Source organism: Pseudoalteromonas sp. Isolate3 (assembly GCF_022398505.1).
GTDB classification, from domain to species: domain Bacteria; phylum Pseudomonadota; class Gammaproteobacteria; order Enterobacterales; family Alteromonadaceae; genus Pseudoalteromonas; species Pseudoalteromonas apostichopi.
Genome location: NZ_JAKEVN010000077.1, coordinates 1 through 20,787 on the forward strand (window position 1 = coordinate 1; position 20,787 = coordinate 20,787).

The following is a 20,787-nucleotide window of genomic DNA, read 5'->3' on the forward strand; positions in this document are numbered from 1 at the left end:
CTGTTAAACTTTTAACTTAACTTTTAATACTTAAGAGAGCTCTCAATGAAAGAAATCCGATCTTTTGTGAAATCTGCGTCATTATCTGAATTAGAAAAAGCAAAACAGCTAATTGACACAGCAATCGAGAAATATACTCAACAGCAAGAAGCTAAAAAAGAAGTACTCGATCTACTAAAAGAAAAAGGACTTACATTAGAAGATCTACAGGATGTAGCAACAACTGATAAGCGTACTAAAGTAAAACCAAAATATCGCATCGAATTTAATGGTGAAATTGTTGAATGGACAGGCCGTGGTAAACGTCCTAAAGCTTTCCAAGGTGTAGATCTAACAAAACACCTCGCTTAATTTTTGCTTTAAAGAATAGGAAGGGAAGCGTATGCTTCCCTTTTTTTATGTCGATAATAGTCAGATAAAATGAAGTACGTACTCAGACCCTATCAACAAGAGGCCGTAGCACGCACAGTTGCTCACTTTCGACAAACTGATGATGCAGCACTTATTGTGTTACCAACAGGTGCAGGTAAGAGTCTTGTTATTGCTGAACTTGCGCGTATTGCCAAACAAAAAATTATGGTGCTTGCTCATGTTAAAGAGTTGGTAGAGCAAAACGCTGAGAAATACACCAGCTTTGGTTTTAAGGCCAGCATATTTTCAGCGGGTTTAAAGCAAAAGTCTTTAACTGAACAAGTCACCTTTGCAAGTGTGCAGTCACTGGCGCGAAATACAAAACAGCTAACCGACGCCTATTCATTATTGATCATTGATGAATGCCACCGTGTAAGCGGTGATGAAAAAAGCCAATACGGACGGGTGATAGCGAGTCTAAAAAAACAAAATCCTAGTCTTAAAGTACTTGGACTAACCGCGACTCCATTTCGAATGGGCATGGGGTGGGTTTATCATCATCACTATCATGGCTTTGTTAGAGGTGATAGCGATGCGCCATTTAAAAAGTGTATTTTTGAGTTACCACTGCGATATATGATCAAAAATGGCTATTTAACGCCGCCTCACGAGGTGGATGCTGCGATTAGTCATTATGACTTTTCATCACTGCCGAGTGATTCATTTGGTCGTTACAGTGTCGAGAATATGAATGCGTTATTGAAAGATAACACTCGCGCGACAAAAGCTATTATCAACCAAGTAATAGAATATAGTGAGCAGCGTCATGGTGTAATGATCTTTGCGGCAACTGTGATGCACGCCAAAGAAATAACAGGCTACTTACCTGAGCATAATACTGCACTGATTACTGGTGATACCGATAATCAAGAACGCGATAGGATTATTAATCAATTTAAAGCAAAAAAAATAAAGTATTTAGTCAATGTATCAGTACTTACGACAGGCTTTGATGCCCCTCATGTTGATTACATCGCAATTTTAAGGCCTACAGAATCGGTGAGTTTATACCAACAAATTGTAGGTAGGGGACTTCGTTTAAGCGAAGGTAAAGAAGATTGCTTAGTTATTGACTATGCTGGTAATGGCTTTGATTTGTTTTATCCTGAGGTAGGTAGTATCAAAGCACAAAGTGATAATGAGCCAGTACAAGTACTTTGCCCTGGTTGTGGGTTTGCGAATATTTTTTGGGGTAAAACTGATAGCGAAGGTAAAGTTGTTGAGCACTTTGGCAGGCGTTGCCAAGGGTTGCTGGAAAATGATGAAGTGCAAGTACAGTGTGATTATCGTTTTCGTTTTAAAGAATGTGAGCACTGTGGTGAACAAAATGACATAGCAGCAAGGCAGTGTCAGTCATGTGGTGCTATGATGGCAGATCCTGATGATAAACTAAGAGAAGCGCTTAATCTAAAAGATGCTTTGGTATTAAGGTGTAGTGGTTTGTCGGCACAGTTGCTTGCTAAAGGTTTACTTAAAATTAGTTACTATGATGAAGACGGTGCAAGTTGTGATGAAGTATTTAATTTAACCAACGATACGGGGCGGTTTATCTTTAATAAGCAATTTGGCAAACGAGCGGCACCCGGTTACAGTCCCGTTGAATGGCAAAGCGCAGAACAAGTTGTTGAATTACAGAAGCAACTACTTGCACCAGACTTTGTGATTGCCCGTAAAAATAAAAAATACGGTTGGAAAGTGGCTGAAAAGCTATTTGATTATCAGGGGAGTTACCGTAAAGCGAATCAATTGAGTTGATTCGCTTTACGAAATTGGGGCAGACCTATTTTTCTTCGGCCATTAAACCCCAGCCGTCACCATATCCATTGTGACCATTTGCGATGCTCTCTAAGTATTGCTCTGTTTGGCTAAGTAAAGTGTGATCTGGCACCATTTTCACACGAGTAATTACTTCCCACACCCCTGTATCAGGGCATTTGTTTAATTCCGTAGAAGGTGCAAGCTCATCACTTTCAATTACTTTTGAAAATTTTTCTGCTTCTGGTTTTTGTTCAAAAAGAATATAGAAATCGATGGTTTGCATACTGGTTAAGTCGACACCAGCTTCAGCAATTTCAGCTAATAATTGACCGTTTTCGTCATCAGGGAAGTGCATTTAGTCGCTCGTTCATTATAAATCTAGGTATTATCCGCTATTGTAGCGAAAATAAAAGTTTAACGCGTACTAATTTTAACATTTCAATTATGTCAGTGGCTATAACGCTGTGTTAATATCATTTTGTACTCATTTTAGATTATGACTCTTCCAAAAAAGTAAGGATAATTTTTGTATACTCGGCATCTCTATTTTGTCTTTTTGCTTTTCTGTTCTTCGTATAGCCAGTACTCAATTGGTACGGAAGGGATTATTAAAGATTATAAAATACAAGGGATTAGTGGCGAGCTTGAGGGGAACGTTGAGCTTTACATTAAACAACTTGTTGATGAAAAAAACTCTAAGGCTCTAAAGCGTCATGCTAAAAGCCAAGTTGAAATGAGTTTAAAAGCTCTTGGCTACTATAAACCTACCATTAAAATTAGCTTCGATAACGCAGAGCAGCTTTTGATAGTTAATGTTGAACGCGGCCCTGTTACACGAGTTGCAGATATCAAAGTGACTATCACTGGTTCAGGTAAAGATGACGCTGAATTCATGTCTGTAGTCAACAGCATCAAAATAAAACAGGGTGATTTTTTAAATCACGGTAAATATGAGGCCGCTAGAAAACGCATTGAAAGCCAACTATTAGAGTTAGGTTACTTTGATGCAAAATGGCATGAGCATAAATTAGCGGTGTCTTTGAAAAATAATAACGCGAGAGTCATTTTTAATGTTGATACTGGGCCTCGGTACCAGTTTGGTGATATCACAATCGGCAGTGAGACTCCCGCTGAAAAATATATTCGCTCACTAGCGGAGTTTAAACAAGGCCAGCCTTATAAAGCGACTGAGATTTCTGATTACAATTTAGCATTGTCGAGCACGCCTTATTTTGCGAGTGTGCGTGTTTATGCTGACATTGCTAAACGTAAAAATAATCAAGTGCCAATTAATGTTGATGTGTTACATAAACCTGCAAATAGCTTCGAAGTGGGTGGCGGTTATAGCACCGACCTTGGGCCAAAAGTTCGCTTTAAATGGACAAAACCCTGGATCACTGAAGATGGTCATTACTTAGAGAGCAATCTGAATGTATCAGAACGTCAGCAAGATATCTCTCTCGGCTATACGGTACCTGTAGATGACCCTAACGATGATTTATGGCGTTTTTCTTTGGGCTACAAACTAGAAGACGAATTAACCAATGATTTATATAGCCGCATATTTACAGGCCAATTACAGCGCCAATGGCTAACAGACGACGATTGGGTACGCACTGCATTTTTAAGGCGTGACTATGAAACTTACCGTATTGGTGATGAAGAGCAAAGTGCAAAAATGTTAATGCCTGGCATCAGTTATGCCAAGAAAGACACTGAAGGAGGCACAACGCCATATAAAGGCTATCAATGGATGATGTCAGCCGAATTTGGTTTAAAAGATATGATGTCTTCAACTAACATTTTGCGATTACAACTGCAAAATGCTTGGTTAACCACGTTTGCAGATCGCCATATGCTGTTTTTAAGAGCCAACCTAGGCGCAATGCTGGTCGATAATATCAATGAAGTTCCTCTATCTTTGCGCTTTTATGCGGGTGGTGACCAAAGTGTGCGTGGTTTTGCTTATGAATCTATTTCGCCTGAAGATGAAGAAGGACGTTTGATAGGTGGTAAATATTTAATGAGCGGAACCGTTGAATATAACTACCAATTTGCCGAGCATTGGCGAGCAGCCTTATTTGTTGATAGTGGTACCGCGACAAATGATTTTACTGATCGTGTAGAAGTTGGGGCTGGTTTTGGTTTTAGGTATTTAACACCGGTTGGTCCTGTGCGTATCGACCATGCTTGGGGTCTGACAAAAGAAAGTAAAAGCACTCGACTAAGTATTACCATAGGGCCTGAAATCTAATGAAGATGTTAAAAAAGATAACCAAGGTTCTATCAATTACATTGACAAGTTTGGCAGTCATTGTGTTTTGTTTGTTGTTCACAGCACCCGGTAATCACTTTATTGCATACTCTGCTAATAAGCTAGTTGATGGCTTAACAATTAAGTTGCCATCAGGGCGTTTTTTATATAACGATGCGTTTGATGTTTTCTTTGAAAACCAAGGTATCATGCTTGATGCAAAGCAACTAAAAGTTGATTTGTTCTGGTGGCGTTGTGATGGTATTTGTATTGAAAATTTAAGCGCCCAGTCGATTGATTTAAATATTAAAAAGCAAGCTTCATCAACTGAACCTCGTAATGAATCAGAGCAAGAAGTAGAACAAGCCACACAAATTAGCTTACCAATAAAAATCACTCTAAACCGAGTTGCAATTAATCGGTTTAGTTTAGTGCATGCCAGTGCCGACGTAACAGTAAATAAATTAAGCCTTGAGGGGCGCGCCGAAGCATCAGACGTCACAGTGAATTCATTGAATATTGCTGACATAGAGGTGTTATTGCATGAAACTAAAGAGCAGCCTAAGTCGACTCCACTAAAGGAGGTACCGGCACTACCAGAAATCGATACTACGCTCCCGGTTAACCTCCAAGTTAATCAATTTCGAATCAGCAAGGTTGCTATTACACCTTCTGGGGTAGAAGAGGCTCAGCTGGTTGAAAATATTGAATTGGTCGCTTCAGTTAATGGCAGTGATATTAACCTTGAAAAACTTGCTGCACGCTATCAGCAATGGCAATTACAAACCAAGCTAACGGCTGAACTCTCTGGTGATAATACTGTTAGTGGCTCGCTGTCGGTAGGTAACACTGAGCATCAAGCTAATTTAACTGTTTTAGGCCCACTTGCTAATTTAAAGTTAGATTTAGTAACTCAGGGGACATACCCAGCAAAGCTAAAAGGGACTGTGAATTTAAGAGAAACAAATTTTCCATTTGATTTAACAGGCCAGATAGAAAAGTGGCAAATTGAAACTAATACACAAAACCTGCAATTAACTGACTTTGATTTACAAGCCAAAGGCCACGCCGATGCTTATGAAGTCGATTTGAGCTTAGTCACACAGTTAGACGCGTTACCGGCAATGACTGTGAAATCGCAACTACAGGGTAGTTTAACAAGTGCAAAACTGAAGCAATTAAACCTTAATGCGAATGACAGTAACGCAGTAGTAACCGCTTCGGTTGATTGGTCAAATGGGGTAAAAAGTCAATTTAAAGGAACTTTGAGTCACTTAAAAGCACAATACTTAACGGATGCACTGAGCAGTGACTTATCCGGTGAGTTTAATGGTTCATTCAATTTACAGGCAAGTGAATGGCAGCTTGCGTTAGATAACACGCAATTAAACGGTTCAATAAATGAAGTTCCTGTGACCTTACTTTCGGATTTTGAACTTGATAGCAGCTTACATGCGAGTTTTAAAAAGCTTGAAGTGAAAAGTGGTAAAAATGAAATTGCCTTATCAGGTCAGGTAGATGATGTATGGCGCGTCGAAGGTAAAATGCGTTTAGATGCAAGTGGTCAAGATATCTTGCCTATGCAAGGTAAGGGGTTTGCTGATTTGACTTTACGTGGAAAGCGACTCGCGCCAACGGTTGATTTAAATATGGTACTTCATACGTTGAGTTATCAAGATATCCAGGTCGATGGTTTAACATTAAAAGGGCAATTCGATTATGCCGCAGACTGGCAAACTGACCTGTCACTTATTCTTGATTCTGCAAGTGTAGGCGAACATAAAATTAATCAAATTGAGTTAGATGCCAGTGGAGATAAAACTGATCACCATTTAGCTTTTTTACTCGATGCAGATCAAGGGAAAGCATCATTTGATGTTGACGGTAAATTTAATAAAGAAATCTGGCAAGGTGCGTTAAGTCAAATTCTTGTAACCGATAATCAGGTGCGCTTTGGTACTAATAAGCCGGTTAATATTCAACTAAATACCAAAACCTTTGACTTTAATGTAGCCGCGCACTGCTGGCAAAGCGATAACTCAAAACTATGTTTTGAGACCTTGCAGCAAACTAAACAATTAGGTCAGTTGAATGCAAAGCTTGCTGCGTTATCTATTGCTGAATTTAAACACTTCTTACCAGATAATTTGAAAGTAATTGGCAATGCAAACGGGGAGTTTGTTGCTAATTGGAATAATGGCGCATTGAAAACGATTCGTGCCAATATCAAAACACAGCAGCTAGAAGCATCCTTAATTGATGGTGCAAATGTCTATAAATTACCGGTAGAGGTTTTAGATATCTCGGCAATGAGTGATGCGCAAGTTGGTAAACTTAATGCCACCCTTGATTCATCCGTATTAGGTAAAGTGACTTCACAGCTCAACATTGATGATATACAAAATAAACAGACCTTAGCGGGCGACTTGGTTATTGAGAAAATTGAGTTAACAAACTTAAGACCCTTTATTGCATCACTTGAACAATTAACAGGCGATATTAAAGGCCGTTTAGCAATCGCAGGCACCTTGAAAGAGCCATTACTCAATGGTGAATTTGATGTTGAAAAAATCAATCTAGAAGGGGCAACATTGCCCGTATCGCTGCAAAATTCATATGTAAACATTGCCTTTAATAACCAAAGTGCAAAGCTCACGGGTGAGCTGAAAGACACTGAAGGGGGCGCACTTAACTTATCTGGCGGTGTCGATTGGCAGCAAGATTTACCAGACGTTGACGTGAAATTGAACGGTAAAGAGTTTTTTGTGCGTGCCCAGCAAGATGTTACCTTTAAAGTATCACCAGATTTAACTATGTCATTGAAGAACAATGCGTTTAATCTCGATGGCCAAGTCGTGGTGCCATGGGGCCGAATTGCTATTGAAGAGCTACCAGAGGGCGCAGTACAAGTCAGCGATGATGAAGTGATTGTTGATATTGAGCAGCAACAATCTGAGAAAGTGCCATTTGACTATGCGATAAATTTAAAAGTATTGGTTGAGAATGATGTACGAATAGATTCTTTTGGCCTTAAGTCAAAAGTTGAAGGTGATTTAAATATAAGTATGGACCAAGTCACTCCTATGATAGCAACGGGTGAATTGAACCTAGTAGACGGTACATACCGTGCATTTGGACAAGACTTGCAAATCCGTACTGGTCAGGTGGGGTTTAGTGGCTCAATTGATAAACCTTACTTAAATATCAAAGCGATTCGTAACCCTGATAACACCTCAAATGGTGTTGTGGCAGGGATCACCTTAACAGGTAATGTTGAACAGCCTTCGTTAAAAGTATTTTCAGAGCCAGCGATGGATCAGGGTCAAGCCCTGGCTTATTTGCTAAATGGACAACCTCTTGATGAAGGTGACAGCTCGACCGATGCCATGTTAACACAATTATTGCTTGCCCAAGGTGTAAACCGCAGTGAGGGGGTGGTGTCTAAGATAGGCGAAAGTTTTGGTTTGTCAGATGTAAGCTTAAGTTCGAGTGGTAGTGGTGACGATACAAAAGTAGAGATATCTGGCTATCTTACACCGGGCATTCAAGTGAAATACAGTGTTGGTATTTTTGATTCGTTAAGTGAAGTTGCTGTGCGCTATCAATTGTTGTCACAATTGTACATTGAGGTGACCAGTGGCCTTTATCAAAATGTTGATATTCTCTATAAATTTGATTGGGATTAATAATGAGCATTGCCTTAATAAGTCGCTTTTACTTGCTTATTGGGGCATAAATTAATAGGCTGAATTGTCAACTACTTAAAAGATAATAACAATGAAATTAAGACTATTAACCTTGTGTCTTGGTGCGGTATTAATTGCACCAACTCATGGAAAAGAAACCAGTCAAAAACGTTCTGCTGGCGAAATCATTAAAACTGCCAGCGATAGTGAATGGCGAACTGTTAGTGCCCAGAACATCATTAAACTAACCCTACCTACGGGTGCTGCTTATATTGAACTAAACGATAAATTGGCGCCTACGCACGCAAACAACATGCGACAGCTTGCCAAAGAAGGGTTTTATCAAGGCCTGAGTGTGTATCGCTTTGTTGAAGGATTTGTAGCACAAGGAGGCGATGTCAGCGAAAGCAAACCTGTTAAAAATGCTAAAAAAGCCTTACCCGCTGAGTTTTACTTACGTACCGAGACTCCTCTAAAGATTACAGAGCTCAAAGGACCTGATGGTTATGCAGCTAAAACGGGCTTTTTAAACGGCTTTGCTGTGGCACAAAACCAAAGCCAAACTGAAACATGGCAAGTACATTGCCCTGGTGTTTTTGCTATGGCTCGCGATAATGATATCAATTCAGGTGGTACCGAATTTTATGTGACCATAGGGAATAGCCAGCGCTATTTAGACCGTAACATCACTGTATTTGGTCGCGTTTTAGAAGGGATGGAACATTTTAATCTCTTACAGCGTAAAGCTACTGAAGGTCAGACATTTAACCCCATCACAGATATGCAACTATTAGCAGATATTAAAGACACAGACAACAGTAAATTTCGGGTCATGAAAACAGACTCAAATGCGTTTATAGCCCTCATTGAAGCGCGTAAAAATCGCGTTGAAGCGTGGTTTGTTGAAAGCCCTGATTACATCAATGTTTGTGCAATGCCAATCCCAACAGAGAGGGTGATGCCAACTCGCAATAACCCTTAATCATTTTGAGGGATTAAATCTGTCGCTAACTGCGTTAAATATTACTTATTTACGACTGCATGGATGCAGGAAGTAGAGCAATGCAGGAGCAATTGCCGAGAACAATTAAACAACGAAATTTTTGCCTTGTTATCAACGAGATTTTATTGCCTCAAAACGGTTCACTTAATTAAGCGAATTGGCATAAATAAAGCCATGACCACCTGATAGATTATTTGATACAATATCAATCTATTGGTTAAGAAATATAAGGGTATCGGGTGGTTAACCTAGGTCCGCTGTTCGGCGAATTAAAAACGTGTTTACGCAAAGATCAATTCATCTTCAAAAAACGCCTTCATGGCATCAAAAAAATCAACGATGAAACTAAGCAAGCAAACATAGCGCAAAAAATAGCAGAAGATATTAGCCGTTCTCAGCAATTGCGCGAGCAACGTTTGGCTGCCTTGCCAAAAGTGACTTACCCAGAGCAACTACCAGTTAGCCAAAAGAAAGATGACATTAAACAGGCCATCGCCAATAACCAAGTCGTGATCATTGCTGGTGAAACAGGCTCAGGTAAAACCACGCAGATCCCAAAAATGTGTTTAGAGCTTGGCCGAGGTGTTGATGGATACATTGGCCACACTCAGCCTCGTCGACTCGCTGCACGCAGTGTAGCGAATCGTATTGCAGAAGAAATGCAGTGCGAGCTAGGTCAACAAGTGGGTTTTAAAATTCGCTTTAGCGACCAAGTCTCTGACAATAGCTACATTAAATTGATGACAGACGGTATTTTGCTGGCTGAAATTCAACAAGACAGATACCTAAATCAGTACGATACTATTATCATCGATGAAGCCCACGAACGAAGTCTGAATATCGATTTCATCTTAGGCTATTTAAAAAATTTACTGCCAAAGCGACCAGACTTAAAAGTTATCATCACCTCAGCGACGATTGACCCTGAGCGTTTTTCTAAACATTTTGATAATGCGCCAATTATTGAAGTATCAGGCCGTACTTTCCCAGTAGACGTTCGCTATAGACCAACTACTGAAATCAACAAAGAAGATATGGAAGCGGATGGTGACCAATTACAGGGGATTTTTGATGCTGTCGATGAGCTTTGCGATGAAGGCCCCGGCGATATTCTGATTTTCATGAATGGTGAACGAGAAATTCGCGATACTGCTGATGCGTTATCAAAGCGAAACCTCAAAGGCACGGATGTTTTACCGCTCTATTCGCGTTTATCAAACGCTGAACAAAACCGAATTTTTGCGCCGCACAGCCGCCGTCATATTATTTTAGCCACCAACGTTGCTGAAACGTCATTAACGGTGCCAGGTATTCGCTATGTTATCGATCCAGGCACTGCGCGCATTAGCCGTTATAGCTATCGTACTAAGGTACAACGGCTTCCGATCGAACCAATTTCGCAGGCAAGTGCCAATCAGCGAAAAGGCCGCTGTGGTCGTATTGAAGCGGGTATCTGTATTCGCTTATACAGTGAAGAAGACTTTAATTCGCGCCCAGAGTTTACTGATCCTGAAATTTTACGCACCAACTTAGCCTCTGTTATTTTGCAAATGCTCGGTTTGGGACTTGGCGACATGCAGCAGTTTCCGTTTGTGCAAGCGCCTGATAGTCGTAATATTAACGATGGTTTGACGTTGCTTGAAGAACTCGAAGCCATTAAGCCTGCAAAACGTCACAAGAAAACCGAACTGACTAAGTCAGGTAGGAGCTTAAGTCGATTACCGGTAGATCCACGTCTAGCGAAAATGGTGCTAACTGCTGATAGCTTAGGTGCACTGCGTGAAGTGATCATTATTGTTGCGGCATTGTCTATTCAAGATCCAAGAGAACGACCGCAAGAAAAACGTGGCGCAGCAGACGAAAAACATGGTCGTTTTGATGATCCAGATTCAGACTTTATCGCTTTTCTAAATCTGTGGAATTACCTTGAAGAGCAGCAATCAGAATTGAGCAATAGCCAATTTAGAAAGTTATGCCAAAAGGACTTCTTAGCCTATATGCGCATCCGTGAATGGCAAGATATAGTCTATCAGCTATCGACGGTTTGTAATGAAATGGGCATGAAGGCTACCACCAATGTTGCTGATAGTGACCGAATCCATCAATCTTTATTAAGCGGTATGTTAAGCCATATTGGTTTTAAGGATGAAAAACAGCTTTATAAAGGTGCACGCAATAGCCAGTTCCATATTTTCCCTGGCTCAGGCTTATTTAAAAAGAGCCCAAAATGGATTATGTCGGCAGAGCTTGTTGAAACGAGCAAGCTTTATGCTCGAATCAACGCGCGTATAGACTTGAAATGGGTTGAAGGCTTTGCGCAACATCTAGTTAAGCGCAGCTACAGCGAACCGCATTGGGAGAAAAAGCCTGGTGCAGTTATCGCGTTTGAACAGCAAACCTTGTATGGGCTGTTAATTGTTAATAAGCGCCGCTGTGTGTATAGCAATATTGATCCTAAAGTCAGTCGTGAGTTGTTTATTCGCACCGCTTTAGTAGAACAAGAGCTGGGTCAAAATGAAGGGTTTTTACAGTATAATCAAGAGTTAATTGAAGATATTCAGGTACTCGAAAATAAATCACGTCGGCGTGATATCTTGGTCGATGAACAAACCTTATTTGAATTCTACGACAAGAAAATTCCGCAAGATATAAATAATCGTGCCGCATTTAATAAATGGTGGAAGACACAAAAGCAAAAGGATAAGCGCTTTTTGCACATGTCTCGAGAAGAGTTAATGCAGCATGGTGCTGATCATGTCACTGAGTTTGACTACCCTGATACTTGGCAGCAGGACAATTTGTTATTACCTCTGGCTTATCATTTTGATCCGGGTCAGGCAGTCGATGGTGTTGCGGTACAAATTCCGGTAGCGCTTCTAAACCAAGTACAAGAAACAGGCTTTGATTGGCACATTCCAGCATTTAGACATGAGTTAATTTGTGCGCTAATTAAGTCGCTACCAAAGACAATTCGTCGCAACTTTGTGCCAGCACCAAACTACGCCGACGCCGTACTCGCTGCAATTGAGCCTATGCAAGGCAGCCTAATTGATGCAATCAGCACTCGTTTGTTACGTATGACAGGGGTTCGTGTGGAGTCTGATGCGTGGGACTTATCAACCCTTGCTCCGCATTTACGCTTGCAGTTTGAAGTACGTGATGAACACAATAAGTTACTCGCTCGTGGTTTAAACTTGGCAAAGCTGAAAGCCCAGTTACAAGGCAAGGTAACGGATACCTTATCGAAAGTAGCCGACAAGGGCATAGAGAAAGCCGATTTGACCGAGTGGAGCTTTGGTGAGTTACCAAGCTCTTATGTGAAAAAGCAGGGTCAATACGAAATCAAAGCGTTTCCAGCACTCGTGGATAAGAAAGATTCTGCAGCGGTTGAGCTATTTGATAATGAACACAAAGCACAGCAGGCGCACCAACAAGGTTTACGTCGCTTAGTATTATTAAATGTGCCATCACCGATTAAATATTTACAGCAAAATTTACCAAATAAATCTAAATTAGGTTTGTACTTTAACCCTTTTGGTAAGGTGAATGACCTAATTAATGATTGTATCGCCGCAGCAGTGGATAGCCTATTAACTAAATATGGCAACATCCGTACTGCAGATGCATTTGAAAAAGCCAAGGAGCAAATTCGCGGAGAGCTCGGTGATACTGTTGTTGAGATTGCCACCCAAGTAGAGCAAGTGCTGAGTATAGCTCATGGCTTAAATAAACGTATGAAAGGTCGTGTTGATTTAACTATGATCACGGCGCACGGTGATATTAAATCACAGTTACAAAGCTTGGTGTTTAAAGGCTTTGTCAGCCAGCATGGTGCAGCAAAAATGACGGATTTAATTCGTTACTTAAAAGCCATTGAACGACGCCTAGAAAAATTACCAGTCGACCCTAATCGTGACAGGTTGTGCGTGCTTGAACTTGAAAAAGTGGCTGAGCAATATCAAAAGTTAGCGAATAAAATTCCTAAGGGTATGCCTATTCCCGAAGAAATAAGCGCGATATTTTGGATGCAACAGGAGTTACGTGTTTCTTTATTTGCACAAACACTAGGGACGCCTTATCCTGTATCTGCTAAACGTGTTTTAAACGCAATCAAAGAATGTGAGTTATAATAGTGAGGAATGAGCAGTGAGCTAAGCGCTTCCTTGCTTTAAGTTACAAACACAAATGCTAAAAGGAGATTATGTGGGCATTGAAAAGGAAAGACCGATCTCAGTTCATGAGCGAGCGGTAAATCGACCACGACCAAGCATTTTGGTCGTTGATGATGAATATTTTAATTTTGAAATGCTCAAAGCAAGCCTTGGAGATGAGTTTTCGTTAAGCTATGCAAACTCAGGCACATCGTGTTTAACGTCAGCCATAGCTGAGCCGCCAGATGCTATACTGTTAGATGTTTGTATGCCGGGCTTAGATGGTTATGATACTTGCCGATTACTAAAAAACACCCCAGAAACAGAGCAAATCCCTGTTGTCATGGTGTCTGGCCTTGAAACCGAGCTTGAACAAAAAGCGGGGTTTGATGCTGGGTGCGACGCCTATGTAGTGAAGCCTTTTTCTGTTAAAACATTAATAGAGAAAATAAAAACACTGGTATAGGAGGCCATATGTTTCATGAGGAGAAACGCGACTTTCGCCGCATGCAAATTCATACCCCTGCAAAACTTATCCCGTTAGATGTTGCTAATGGCGCAGAAATTGAGGCGATATGCACTGACTTAAGTGCAACAGGGCTTGCAATTCATCTTGATGAAGCTTTAGAAATAGGCCGTCTTTATCGCGTGTTAATTGCTTCGACTAGCACCGCTATTACCTCATTTGATGCTACAGCACGGGTGATACGAGCAACCAAGGAGCAAGATGGCTCCTTGAGTGCCGGTTTAGAAATTGTAAATTTTAACTAATCTCTTTGCTTAGTAAACTTTACAGATCAGACCTTTAAGATAAAAGCCTTCAGGGTAGCTGCCAGCAATCGGGTGGTCGGCAGCTTGGTTTAGTCGTTCCATAATTAATAGGTCTTTACCTGCATCAAGGGCAGCATCTGCTACCACTTTTTGAAATAAATTTTGTTCCATTAATCCAGAGCACGAGAAAGTGAGTAGGGTTCCACCTGGTTTTAAGATCTGCATCGCAATCATATTAATATCTTTATAACCACGACATGCACCGGTTAATTGCGCTTTGTTGTCAGCAAATTTTGGTGGGTCCATAACAATAGTATCAAATTGCACACCTTCATCACGGTATTGGCGCAATAACTTAAAGACATCTTGTTTCACAAAATCAACTTTAGATAAGTCAAGGTTGTTATGCTCAACGTTACGCTTAGCCGTATCGAGCGCTGGCTGTGACACATCGACGTTAGTAACGTGTTTACAACCGCCACGTAAAGCATAGAGCGAGAAAGTACCTGTGTAGCTAAAGCAGTTTAATACTGTTTTGTCTTTAACAAAGCGCTCAAGAGCTGCACGACTATCACGTTGGTCTAAGTAAAAGCCAGTTTTGTGGCCTTCAAGAATGTCTACTTCGAGTTTTAAGCCATTTTCTTCAATGACGACTGGCTCTGTTGGTTCTTTACCCCAAAGTACGCCCTTGATTGGCTCAAGGCCTTCTTTAGTACGAACATCAACATCTGAACGTTCATAAATATCGCAGCCTGGGAAAATAGTCATTAGTGCAGCAACAATTTCACCTTTATGGCGCTCTGCACCGGCACTAAGCAGTTGGCACACCAGTACATTATCAAATTTATCGATAGTGATGCCTGGCAAGTAATCAGACTCAGCAGCGCTTAAACGAAAACCCGTTAAGCCGCCTTCGCTGATCACCTGTTCGCGCGCAGCATAGGCACGGCGCAAACGCTTTTCAAAAAAAGCCTGGTCAATGATTTCGTTTTGATCGAAGCTCCATACGCGAGCACGAATTTGCGACTGCGGGCTGTAAGCAGCAATCGCTAAAAATTTGCCGTCATTGTCATAGATAGTGACAGTATCACCTAGTCCTGGCTTACCTTTTACTTTTTTAATGGCTTTTGAGAACACCCATGGGTGTTTTCTTTTTAGTGATTTTTCTCGACCAGCTTGCAGGTAAATAGCAGATGACATAGGGATTCTCGCGTCAAACAAAAGGGGGCATAGTTTAATGAAGCACTGACAAACATACAATGAATGTTTTGAACAAATCCAGCAACCACGCTAAAGTAAGCATAATTTCAATTAGTTAATGGTGATAGTCTGTATATGCAGCCAGAAATAGACTTTGCAGCTTTAGAAACTCAGTGTCGAGACTTTATTTTGTCTTTACTTCATGCCGATGTCGCACACGATATTAGTCATATTGAGCGAGTAGTGAGGGTTGCAAAACAATTATGTATTGCCGAGCAGGCAGAAATGGCTGTGGTGTTACCCGCAGCTTGGTTACATGATTGTGTTGCGGTTGCAAAAAACCACCCAGATCGGGCAAAAGCATCGACCATGGCTGCAGACAAGGCGTTAAGTTTTTTAGCCTCAATTAATTATCCAGAGCAGTATTTCAGTGCCATTCATCATGCTATTGTGGCACATAGCTTTAGTGCCAATATCAAAGTCGAAAGTGTCGAAGCGCAAATAGTACAAGACGCAGATCGAATGGATGCATTAGGTGCAATCGGTGTTAGCCGCTGTATGAAGGTAGGGGGCTCAATTGGTCGCTATCTGTACCATAAAGACGATCCATTTTGTTTAAACCGCGAACCCGATGATACAAAATACACCCTCGATCATTTTTTCATTAAGCTGTTAAACATTAGCGAGAGTATGAACACGCCATCAGCGAAAGATGAAGCCAAAAGACGCACAGCTTATATGCTCGAATTTTTAGAACAGTTAAAAACAGAAATTGGCGAGTAATATGGCTATTCCATCTTTATGTGGTGTTGACCATTGCCATTTAAATTTTGATGATTTAGCTAAAGCTGTTGGCTGGTATCAACAGGTACTTGGTTTTACCGTCGTTCCTGAGCTTGCTTTTTGGGATGAAGGAAAAGGTCCGTTAACCCTAGAAGATCAAGCAAAAACGATTCGTCTGGCACTGTTTGAAGCTGAGGGTAGAAGCAAGGGGATTGCTTTTGGCGCAAATGCAGCACAGTTTCTAGAATGGCTTGAACATTTAGCTCAATTTGATATTAAAACTGTTGTTGCCGACCATGGTGTTACTTACTCAATGTATTTTAAAGATTGTGCTGGTAATAGCCATGAAATTACTTCGCATGATTATGAAGCAATTAAAAAAGGCCTCAAATGAGGCCTTTAATTCGCCATTAGCTGGTATAAGTGTTTTTGATTTCTATGATGCTATCTATTTGGCCGATAAATAAATCAACTAATTGCGGATCAAAATGCTTACCTGCCTCATCTTTTAATAAGTCGAGGGCTTCTTCAATCGACCAGGCTTTTTTATAGGGGCGTTTTGAGGTTAAAGCATCAAATACATCAGCAATAGCTACAATACGTCCTTCAATACTGATTTCTTTGCCTTTAAGGCCATACGGATAACCCGTACCATCCCACTTTTCATGGTGTTCAAGGGCAAGCTTATGAGCTAATTGTAATAGCGGCGAAGGTGAGTTTTCTAAAATCTTCGCACCTATTAAAGCATGTTGTTTCATGTGCTCGTATTCGTTTTCGTTTAAGCGCCCAGGTTTCAAAAGCACGGCGTCGGGAATACCGATTTTACCAACATCATGCATTGGGGCAGCCTGTTTAAGCTGCTCGGCTTCATACTCACTCATGCCATAGGCAAGGGCGAGTACTTTACTGTAGCGGCTCATTCTTGCGATATGCTCACCGGTGTCAGTGTCTTTATATTCGGCAGCTCGACCTAAACGTTGAATCAAATCAATATGAGCTAATTGCAGTTGCTCAGCTTGCACTAGGGATAAGTGATTTTTAACCCGAGCCCTGACAATTGCGGGGCTAATTGGTTTGGTAATATAATCGACTGCACCAAGAGCAAAGCCTTCAGATTCATCTTGTTCATGTGAAAGTGCCGTAACAAAGATAACAGGAATATGCGCTGTTTTAGGATTTGCTTTTAACACTTTACAGACTTCGAAGCCGCTCATATCGGGCATCATAATATCGAGCAAAATCAACTTAGGTGGTTCATTCTCAATAAGTTGAAGAGCAAGTTCCCCAGATTTAGCAAACGATAAGCGATAATCGTTAGCGAGTACTTCACGGATCACTTTTAAATTTGCAGGTTCATCATCGACGACCAAAATCTTTGCACGTTCTGAGAGTTGTGTCATAGGTGTTCCTTAGCAGCTTGGACTGTATGCTTTAAAGTTAATAAAGCGGTACTTGCTGCATCAAAGTCAAAGTTTTCAAAATGCGCACAAATTTCAACAACCTGCACTTTATAGGTTGTAGGTGCTTGGGATTGCACCAGGCTTAATAAATCATCGTCTATTTCTGCATGCTCAGCTTGCTCTTGCAGTGTGTCAATTTGGCTAATAAATGCGTCCAATGACATTTCGTGTATACGTTGCTGTTGTGAACTGGGCTGCTGCTGATCTGCAAGCAATGCAATTAGAGTTTGCCATTCTTGTTCGCATTTGGCAATGAGTGAAGGGAAGCTTTCCTTTTCACGTTCTTTCTCAGCGTTTGATAACAAATATAATAATTTTGCCAGGGCTAAATTACCTGCGACTCCTTTAAGAGTATGCAAAATTAATTTTTGTTCGTTTTCACTGAGTTTTTGATCCTTCAGTCGTAGAATGCTCTGTTGATGATTGCTCAGGAATAAGTCAATTTCCATATTTAACTTCTCTTTGCTTCCCCACATCAAAATACCTTTGTCGTAGTTGATGTGTTTTCTTTCATCACGCATTTTATTACTAGTGACTTTATTTACTTCTAAACCAAGCACTTTCGCGATTTCATGGTTCAGCTGGTTAATATCAACAGGTTTATTTGCAAAACCATTCATCCCTGCTTGCTTTGTAGTAATTTTATCTTGTTGTAAAACACTCGCCGTTAAAGCGATGATAGGAGTAATTTTTAAGCATCTGACTTTTTCAATTTCACGGATTTCCTTACAGGCGGTTATTCCGTCACATTCTGGCATATGTATATCCATTAAAATCACATCAAAGTTTTGTTGCTCAAATGCAGCAATGGCTTCAAGGCCATTCTGAGCGGTAACTACTGTGTGCCCAGCTTGAGATAATAAAATATTGAGCAGCTCAATATTTTGCTCAATATCATCAACCACTAATATTTGAAGCTTTGGTAAATTCAATTGATTACAAGAAAATACATCTACTTTGTTAATATCACCCTCTTGCAAAGGAAGGGTGAAGTAAAAGCAACTTCCTTTTCCTTCTTCACTATTAGCATCAATTGAACCACCCATTAATTCAACAAGCTGTTTACTAATAGTGGTGCCTAAACCTGTGCCACCAAAGCGGCGTGTCATAGTACCATCAGCTTGTTCAAATGGCTGGAAAATAGCATCTAAGCGGTGCTTCGCTATGCCAATACCACTGTCTTGCACTTCAAAAAGTAATTGCTTATCTGGAGTTTGACTTACAGTAATCGTTACAGAACCTTGTTCTGTAAATTTAATGGCATTACCAATGAGATTATTCATCACTTGGCGAATTCGGGATTCATCGCCAATATAAATAGGCGCAACATTATCAGCGATGATCAAATCAAGCAGGATATCTTTTCGCTTAGCTTCGAGCCAAAAGGTCGATACGATGTTGTCGAGTAGCGCTTGTAAGTTAAAGTGCTCAGCGTGAATATCGAGTTTGCCTTTTTCTAATTTTGCAGAATCAAGGACTTCATTGAGTAAATGCAGCAGTGAGCGAGCTGATTTATTCACCGTAATAATATGCTTTTGTTGCTCTTTACTGAGTGGGCTATCCATTAATATGTCGCTAAAGCCAATTATTGCATTCATTGGTGTGCGTATTTCATGACTCATATTTGCCATAAATGATTGTTTTGCTTGTGCTGCAGCTTCAGCTTCTTGTTTTGCTTGTTTAAGTGACTCTTCATATTCGTGACGAGTAGTGATATCAATGAGTACACCATCGATCCACTTTTGGTCAGAGTCACTATTTTCGTTAATTGTTCCTTGGTCTAAAACCCACACAACTTTTCCACTTCGGTGGCGAATGCGGTATTCAACAGCATATTGGTTTTTTTCTGCTATGGCTTTTTCAATAACTTCATCAATATGCACTACATCATCATTATTAATGATTTGAGCAAATGTAACTGTGCCATTGGTAAACTCTTCAGGGCTATATCCTGTTAAGTCAGCAACACTTGGGCTTATAAATTTCATCGTCCAGTGTTCATCTAACAAGCAACGAAATACAGCGCCGGGGGTATTGTTCATTAACGTACGATATTGCTTCTCTTTTTCTTCAAGACTTTGCTGCAGTGCACGTTGCTCTGTTAGATCGGTTATAAAGCCAACAAATAGTGTTTCTGCATTAGGCTGTTTTACTTCACCAAGTCCTAGGCGAATAGGGAATAAGTGACCATCTTTATGTTTTGCATAGACATTTCGGTTAACGCCAATGACTTTTTTAACTTCATGCCTGCTACTATCAGCTAAATAATCATCGTGCTGAGCAGCAATATCGTCGTTCATTAAAAGTTTTACGTTTTTGCCTAGTACTTCGTCTTGGCGCCAACCAAAAATTGTCTCAGCTGACTTATTAAAACTTAGAATGATGCCGTGAATATTAATCGTGACGATACCATCTATCGCGGTGCCCAAAATGGCATCTAGGCGCGACTCCTCAGCGGATTTTTCTGCAAGTAATAAACGAAAACGCACCATGCCATTGATTATGCCGACTAGTGCTGTAAGTAATACAGTGGCAAAGGAAACACTAATAGCAATAAAAGTGAGCTGTGAGGTTTTCACATTTTCAGATAAGAGCGGTGAGGTTGCGACAAAGCGTGTTGCCGCCATGCCCATGTAATGCATTCCTGCGACGGCAAAGCCAAAAATAATGGCGCAAATGACACGGGTTTGTAGCATGGTTAGCTTTTTAAAATGTTCGCTAAGATGAAAGCGCGCATATAAGCCTACAAAAGATAAAGCAATTGCCACCACAATTGATGCTGCAAACCAAACTGGATCGTAGCGAAGTAGAGGGCTCATTTGCATGGCTGCCATGCCTGAATAGTGCATGGTTCCTATACCTGACCCTAGCAACACAGAGGCAATTAGCAGTTTAATTGTTTTTGGAATTTGCTTTAAATCTTTGCGTCTCAAAAATGAAAAAGCGGTGTAGCAGGCTAAAAATGCAGGTATGAATGAAAAAAATGTCAGAGTTGGGTCGTACTCAACGTTGGTGCACAAAGAAAAAGCTAACATACCGATAAAGTGCATGCTCCAAATCCCGCCTGACATAACCAAAGCACCGGTTGCACTGCCTAATTTTCGGTATGAATTAAAGTGAGTTCTGTTCGCTAAATCAATGATATGGAGTGAAAAATAAGCAGCAAAGATAGCGGTAGCAATAGAAAGTACAACTAAGCTTGGATCATAAACGCCGCTGACAATTAGGCTGGGGTCTTGATTGGTAATAAAGAATTTTGCGAGCATAATATTTTTTTGAAACGGCTTATAAAGCTAGTTTAATACAAATT

At 40.6% G+C, this 20,787-nt stretch carries 14 protein-coding genes; 10 read left to right on the forward strand and 4 right to left on the reverse strand.

Features of this window, described 5'->3' with window-relative positions:
- Positions 1 to 45 precede the first annotated feature (45 nt).
- Both L1D46_RS14260 and L1D46_RS14265 read left to right on the forward strand, forming a co-directional pair.
- Complete coding sequence (locus tag L1D46_RS14260; protein ID WP_063707100.1) at positions 46 to 351, forward strand: H-NS histone family protein; 306 nt, start codon at positions 46 to 48, stop codon at positions 349 to 351.
- Positions 352 to 420: 69 nt separating this feature from the next.
- Positions 421 to 2,166, forward strand: coding sequence for a DEAD/DEAH box helicase (locus L1D46_RS14265; RefSeq protein ID WP_239977725.1), 1,746 nt, complete (start codon positions 421 to 423; stop codon positions 2,164 to 2,166).
- A 25-nt stretch (positions 2,167 to 2,191) separates the two neighbouring features.
- Here the strand turns inward: L1D46_RS14265 and L1D46_RS14270 are convergent, their stop codons facing one another.
- On the reverse strand, positions 2,192 to 2,524 hold the full coding sequence (locus L1D46_RS14270) for a ribonuclease E inhibitor RraB (protein WP_130051822.1): 333 nt from the start codon (positions 2,522 to 2,524) through the stop codon (positions 2,192 to 2,194).
- Between the two features lie 201 nt (positions 2,525 to 2,725).
- Between L1D46_RS14270 and L1D46_RS14275 the strand changes: the two genes are divergently transcribed.
- The 6 genes from L1D46_RS14275 (at position 2,726) to L1D46_RS14300 (ending at position 14,034) form a co-directional block, all read left to right on the forward strand.
- Positions 2,726 to 4,423 carry an autotransporter assembly complex family protein gene (locus tag L1D46_RS14275; protein WP_239977732.1) on the forward strand — a complete coding sequence of 566 codons (1,698 nt, stop codon included), beginning with the start codon at positions 2,726 to 2,728 and terminating at the stop codon, positions 4,421 to 4,423.
- Positions 4,423 to 8,109: a translocation/assembly module TamB domain-containing protein gene (locus tag L1D46_RS14280; RefSeq protein ID WP_239977726.1), complete on the forward strand. Its 3,687-nt coding sequence runs from the start codon at positions 4,423 to 4,425 to the stop codon at positions 8,107 to 8,109. Before L1D46_RS14275 ends, L1D46_RS14280 begins: the two co-directional genes overlap by 1 nt.
- 91 nt (positions 8,110 to 8,200) lie before the next feature.
- The gene (locus tag L1D46_RS14285; RefSeq protein ID WP_178926822.1) at positions 8,201 to 9,091 is read left to right on the forward strand and encodes a peptidylprolyl isomerase; all 891 of its coding nucleotides are present in this window, start codon (positions 8,201 to 8,203) and stop codon (positions 9,089 to 9,091) included.
- A gap of 260 nt (positions 9,092 to 9,351) precedes the next feature.
- Complete coding sequence (gene hrpA, locus L1D46_RS14290) at positions 9,352 to 13,242, forward strand: ATP-dependent RNA helicase HrpA (RefSeq protein WP_239977727.1); 3,891 nt, start codon at positions 9,352 to 9,354, stop codon at positions 13,240 to 13,242.
- A gap of 73 nt (positions 13,243 to 13,315) precedes the next feature.
- A complete protein-coding gene (locus L1D46_RS14295) occupies positions 13,316 to 13,729 on the forward strand; it encodes a response regulator (RefSeq protein ID WP_345779680.1) in 414 nt (137 codons plus the stop codon).
- Between the two features lie 8 nt (positions 13,730 to 13,737).
- Entirely contained in the window at positions 13,738 to 14,034 is a 297-nt protein-coding gene (locus L1D46_RS14300; RefSeq protein WP_130051816.1) for a PilZ domain-containing protein, read from the forward strand.
- A 9-nt stretch (positions 14,035 to 14,043) separates the two neighbouring features.
- Here L1D46_RS14300 and L1D46_RS14305 read toward each other — a convergent pair whose 3' ends face one another.
- Positions 14,044 to 15,234, reverse strand: a complete 1,191-nt coding sequence (locus L1D46_RS14305; RefSeq protein ID WP_239977728.1) for a class I SAM-dependent methyltransferase — start codon at positions 15,232 to 15,234, stop codon at positions 14,044 to 14,046.
- 135 nt (positions 15,235 to 15,369) lie between these two features.
- On the opposite strand from L1D46_RS14305, the gene L1D46_RS14310 reads away from it, so the two are divergent.
- On the forward strand, positions 15,370 to 16,017 hold the full coding sequence (locus tag L1D46_RS14310; RefSeq protein WP_239977729.1) for an HD domain-containing protein: 648 nt from the start codon (positions 15,370 to 15,372) through the stop codon (positions 16,015 to 16,017).
- A 1-nt stretch (position 16,018) separates the two neighbouring features.
- A complete protein-coding gene (locus L1D46_RS14315; RefSeq protein ID WP_239977730.1) occupies positions 16,019 to 16,411 on the forward strand; it encodes a VOC family protein in 393 nt (130 codons plus the stop codon).
- Between the two features lie 16 nt (positions 16,412 to 16,427).
- Here L1D46_RS14315 and L1D46_RS14320 read toward each other — a convergent pair whose 3' ends face one another.
- On the reverse strand, positions 16,428 to 17,417 hold the full coding sequence (locus tag L1D46_RS14320) for a two-component system response regulator (protein WP_167658872.1): 990 nt from the start codon (positions 17,415 to 17,417) through the stop codon (positions 16,428 to 16,430).
- Positions 17,414 to 20,743 (reverse strand): PAS domain S-box protein, encoded by a 3,330-nt coding sequence (locus tag L1D46_RS14325; RefSeq protein WP_239977731.1) that lies wholly within the window; start codon positions 20,741 to 20,743, stop codon positions 17,414 to 17,416. The genes L1D46_RS14320 and L1D46_RS14325 overlap by 4 nt, the downstream gene beginning before the upstream one ends.
- Between the last annotated feature and the right edge of the window lie 44 nt (positions 20,744 to 20,787).

Bases quoted from the DNA above. Each gene is read 5' to 3' on its own strand.
- L1D46_RS14260 (WP_063707100.1), top strand. From the start codon at position 46: ATGAAAGAAATCCGATCTTTTGTGAAATCTGCGTCATTATCTGAATTA.
- L1D46_RS14265 (WP_239977725.1), top strand. From the start codon at position 421: ATGAAGTACGTACTCAGACCCTATCAACAAGAGGCCGTAGCACGCACA.
- L1D46_RS14270 (WP_130051822.1), bottom strand. From the start codon at position 2,524: ATGCACTTCCCTGATGACGAAAACGGTCAATTATTAGCTGAAATTGCT.
- L1D46_RS14280 (WP_239977726.1), top strand. From the start codon at position 4,423: ATGAAGATGTTAAAAAAGATAACCAAGGTTCTATCAATTACATTGACA.
- L1D46_RS14285 (WP_178926822.1), top strand. From the start codon at position 8,201: ATGAAATTAAGACTATTAACCTTGTGTCTTGGTGCGGTATTAATTGCA.
- L1D46_RS14300 (WP_130051816.1), top strand. From the start codon at position 13,738: ATGTTTCATGAGGAGAAACGCGACTTTCGCCGCATGCAAATTCATACC.
- L1D46_RS14305 (WP_239977728.1), bottom strand. From the start codon at position 15,234: ATGTCATCTGCTATTTACCTGCAAGCTGGTCGAGAAAAATCACTAAAA.
- L1D46_RS14310 (WP_239977729.1), top strand. From the start codon at position 15,370: ATGCAGCCAGAAATAGACTTTGCAGCTTTAGAAACTCAGTGTCGAGAC.
- L1D46_RS14315 (WP_239977730.1), top strand. From the start codon at position 16,019: ATGGCTATTCCATCTTTATGTGGTGTTGACCATTGCCATTTAAATTTT.
- L1D46_RS14320 (WP_167658872.1), bottom strand. From the start codon at position 17,417: ATGACACAACTCTCAGAACGTGCAAAGATTTTGGTCGTCGATGATGAA.
- L1D46_RS14325 (WP_239977731.1), bottom strand. From the start codon at position 20,743: ATGCTCGCAAAATTCTTTATTACCAATCAAGACCCCAGCCTAATTGTC.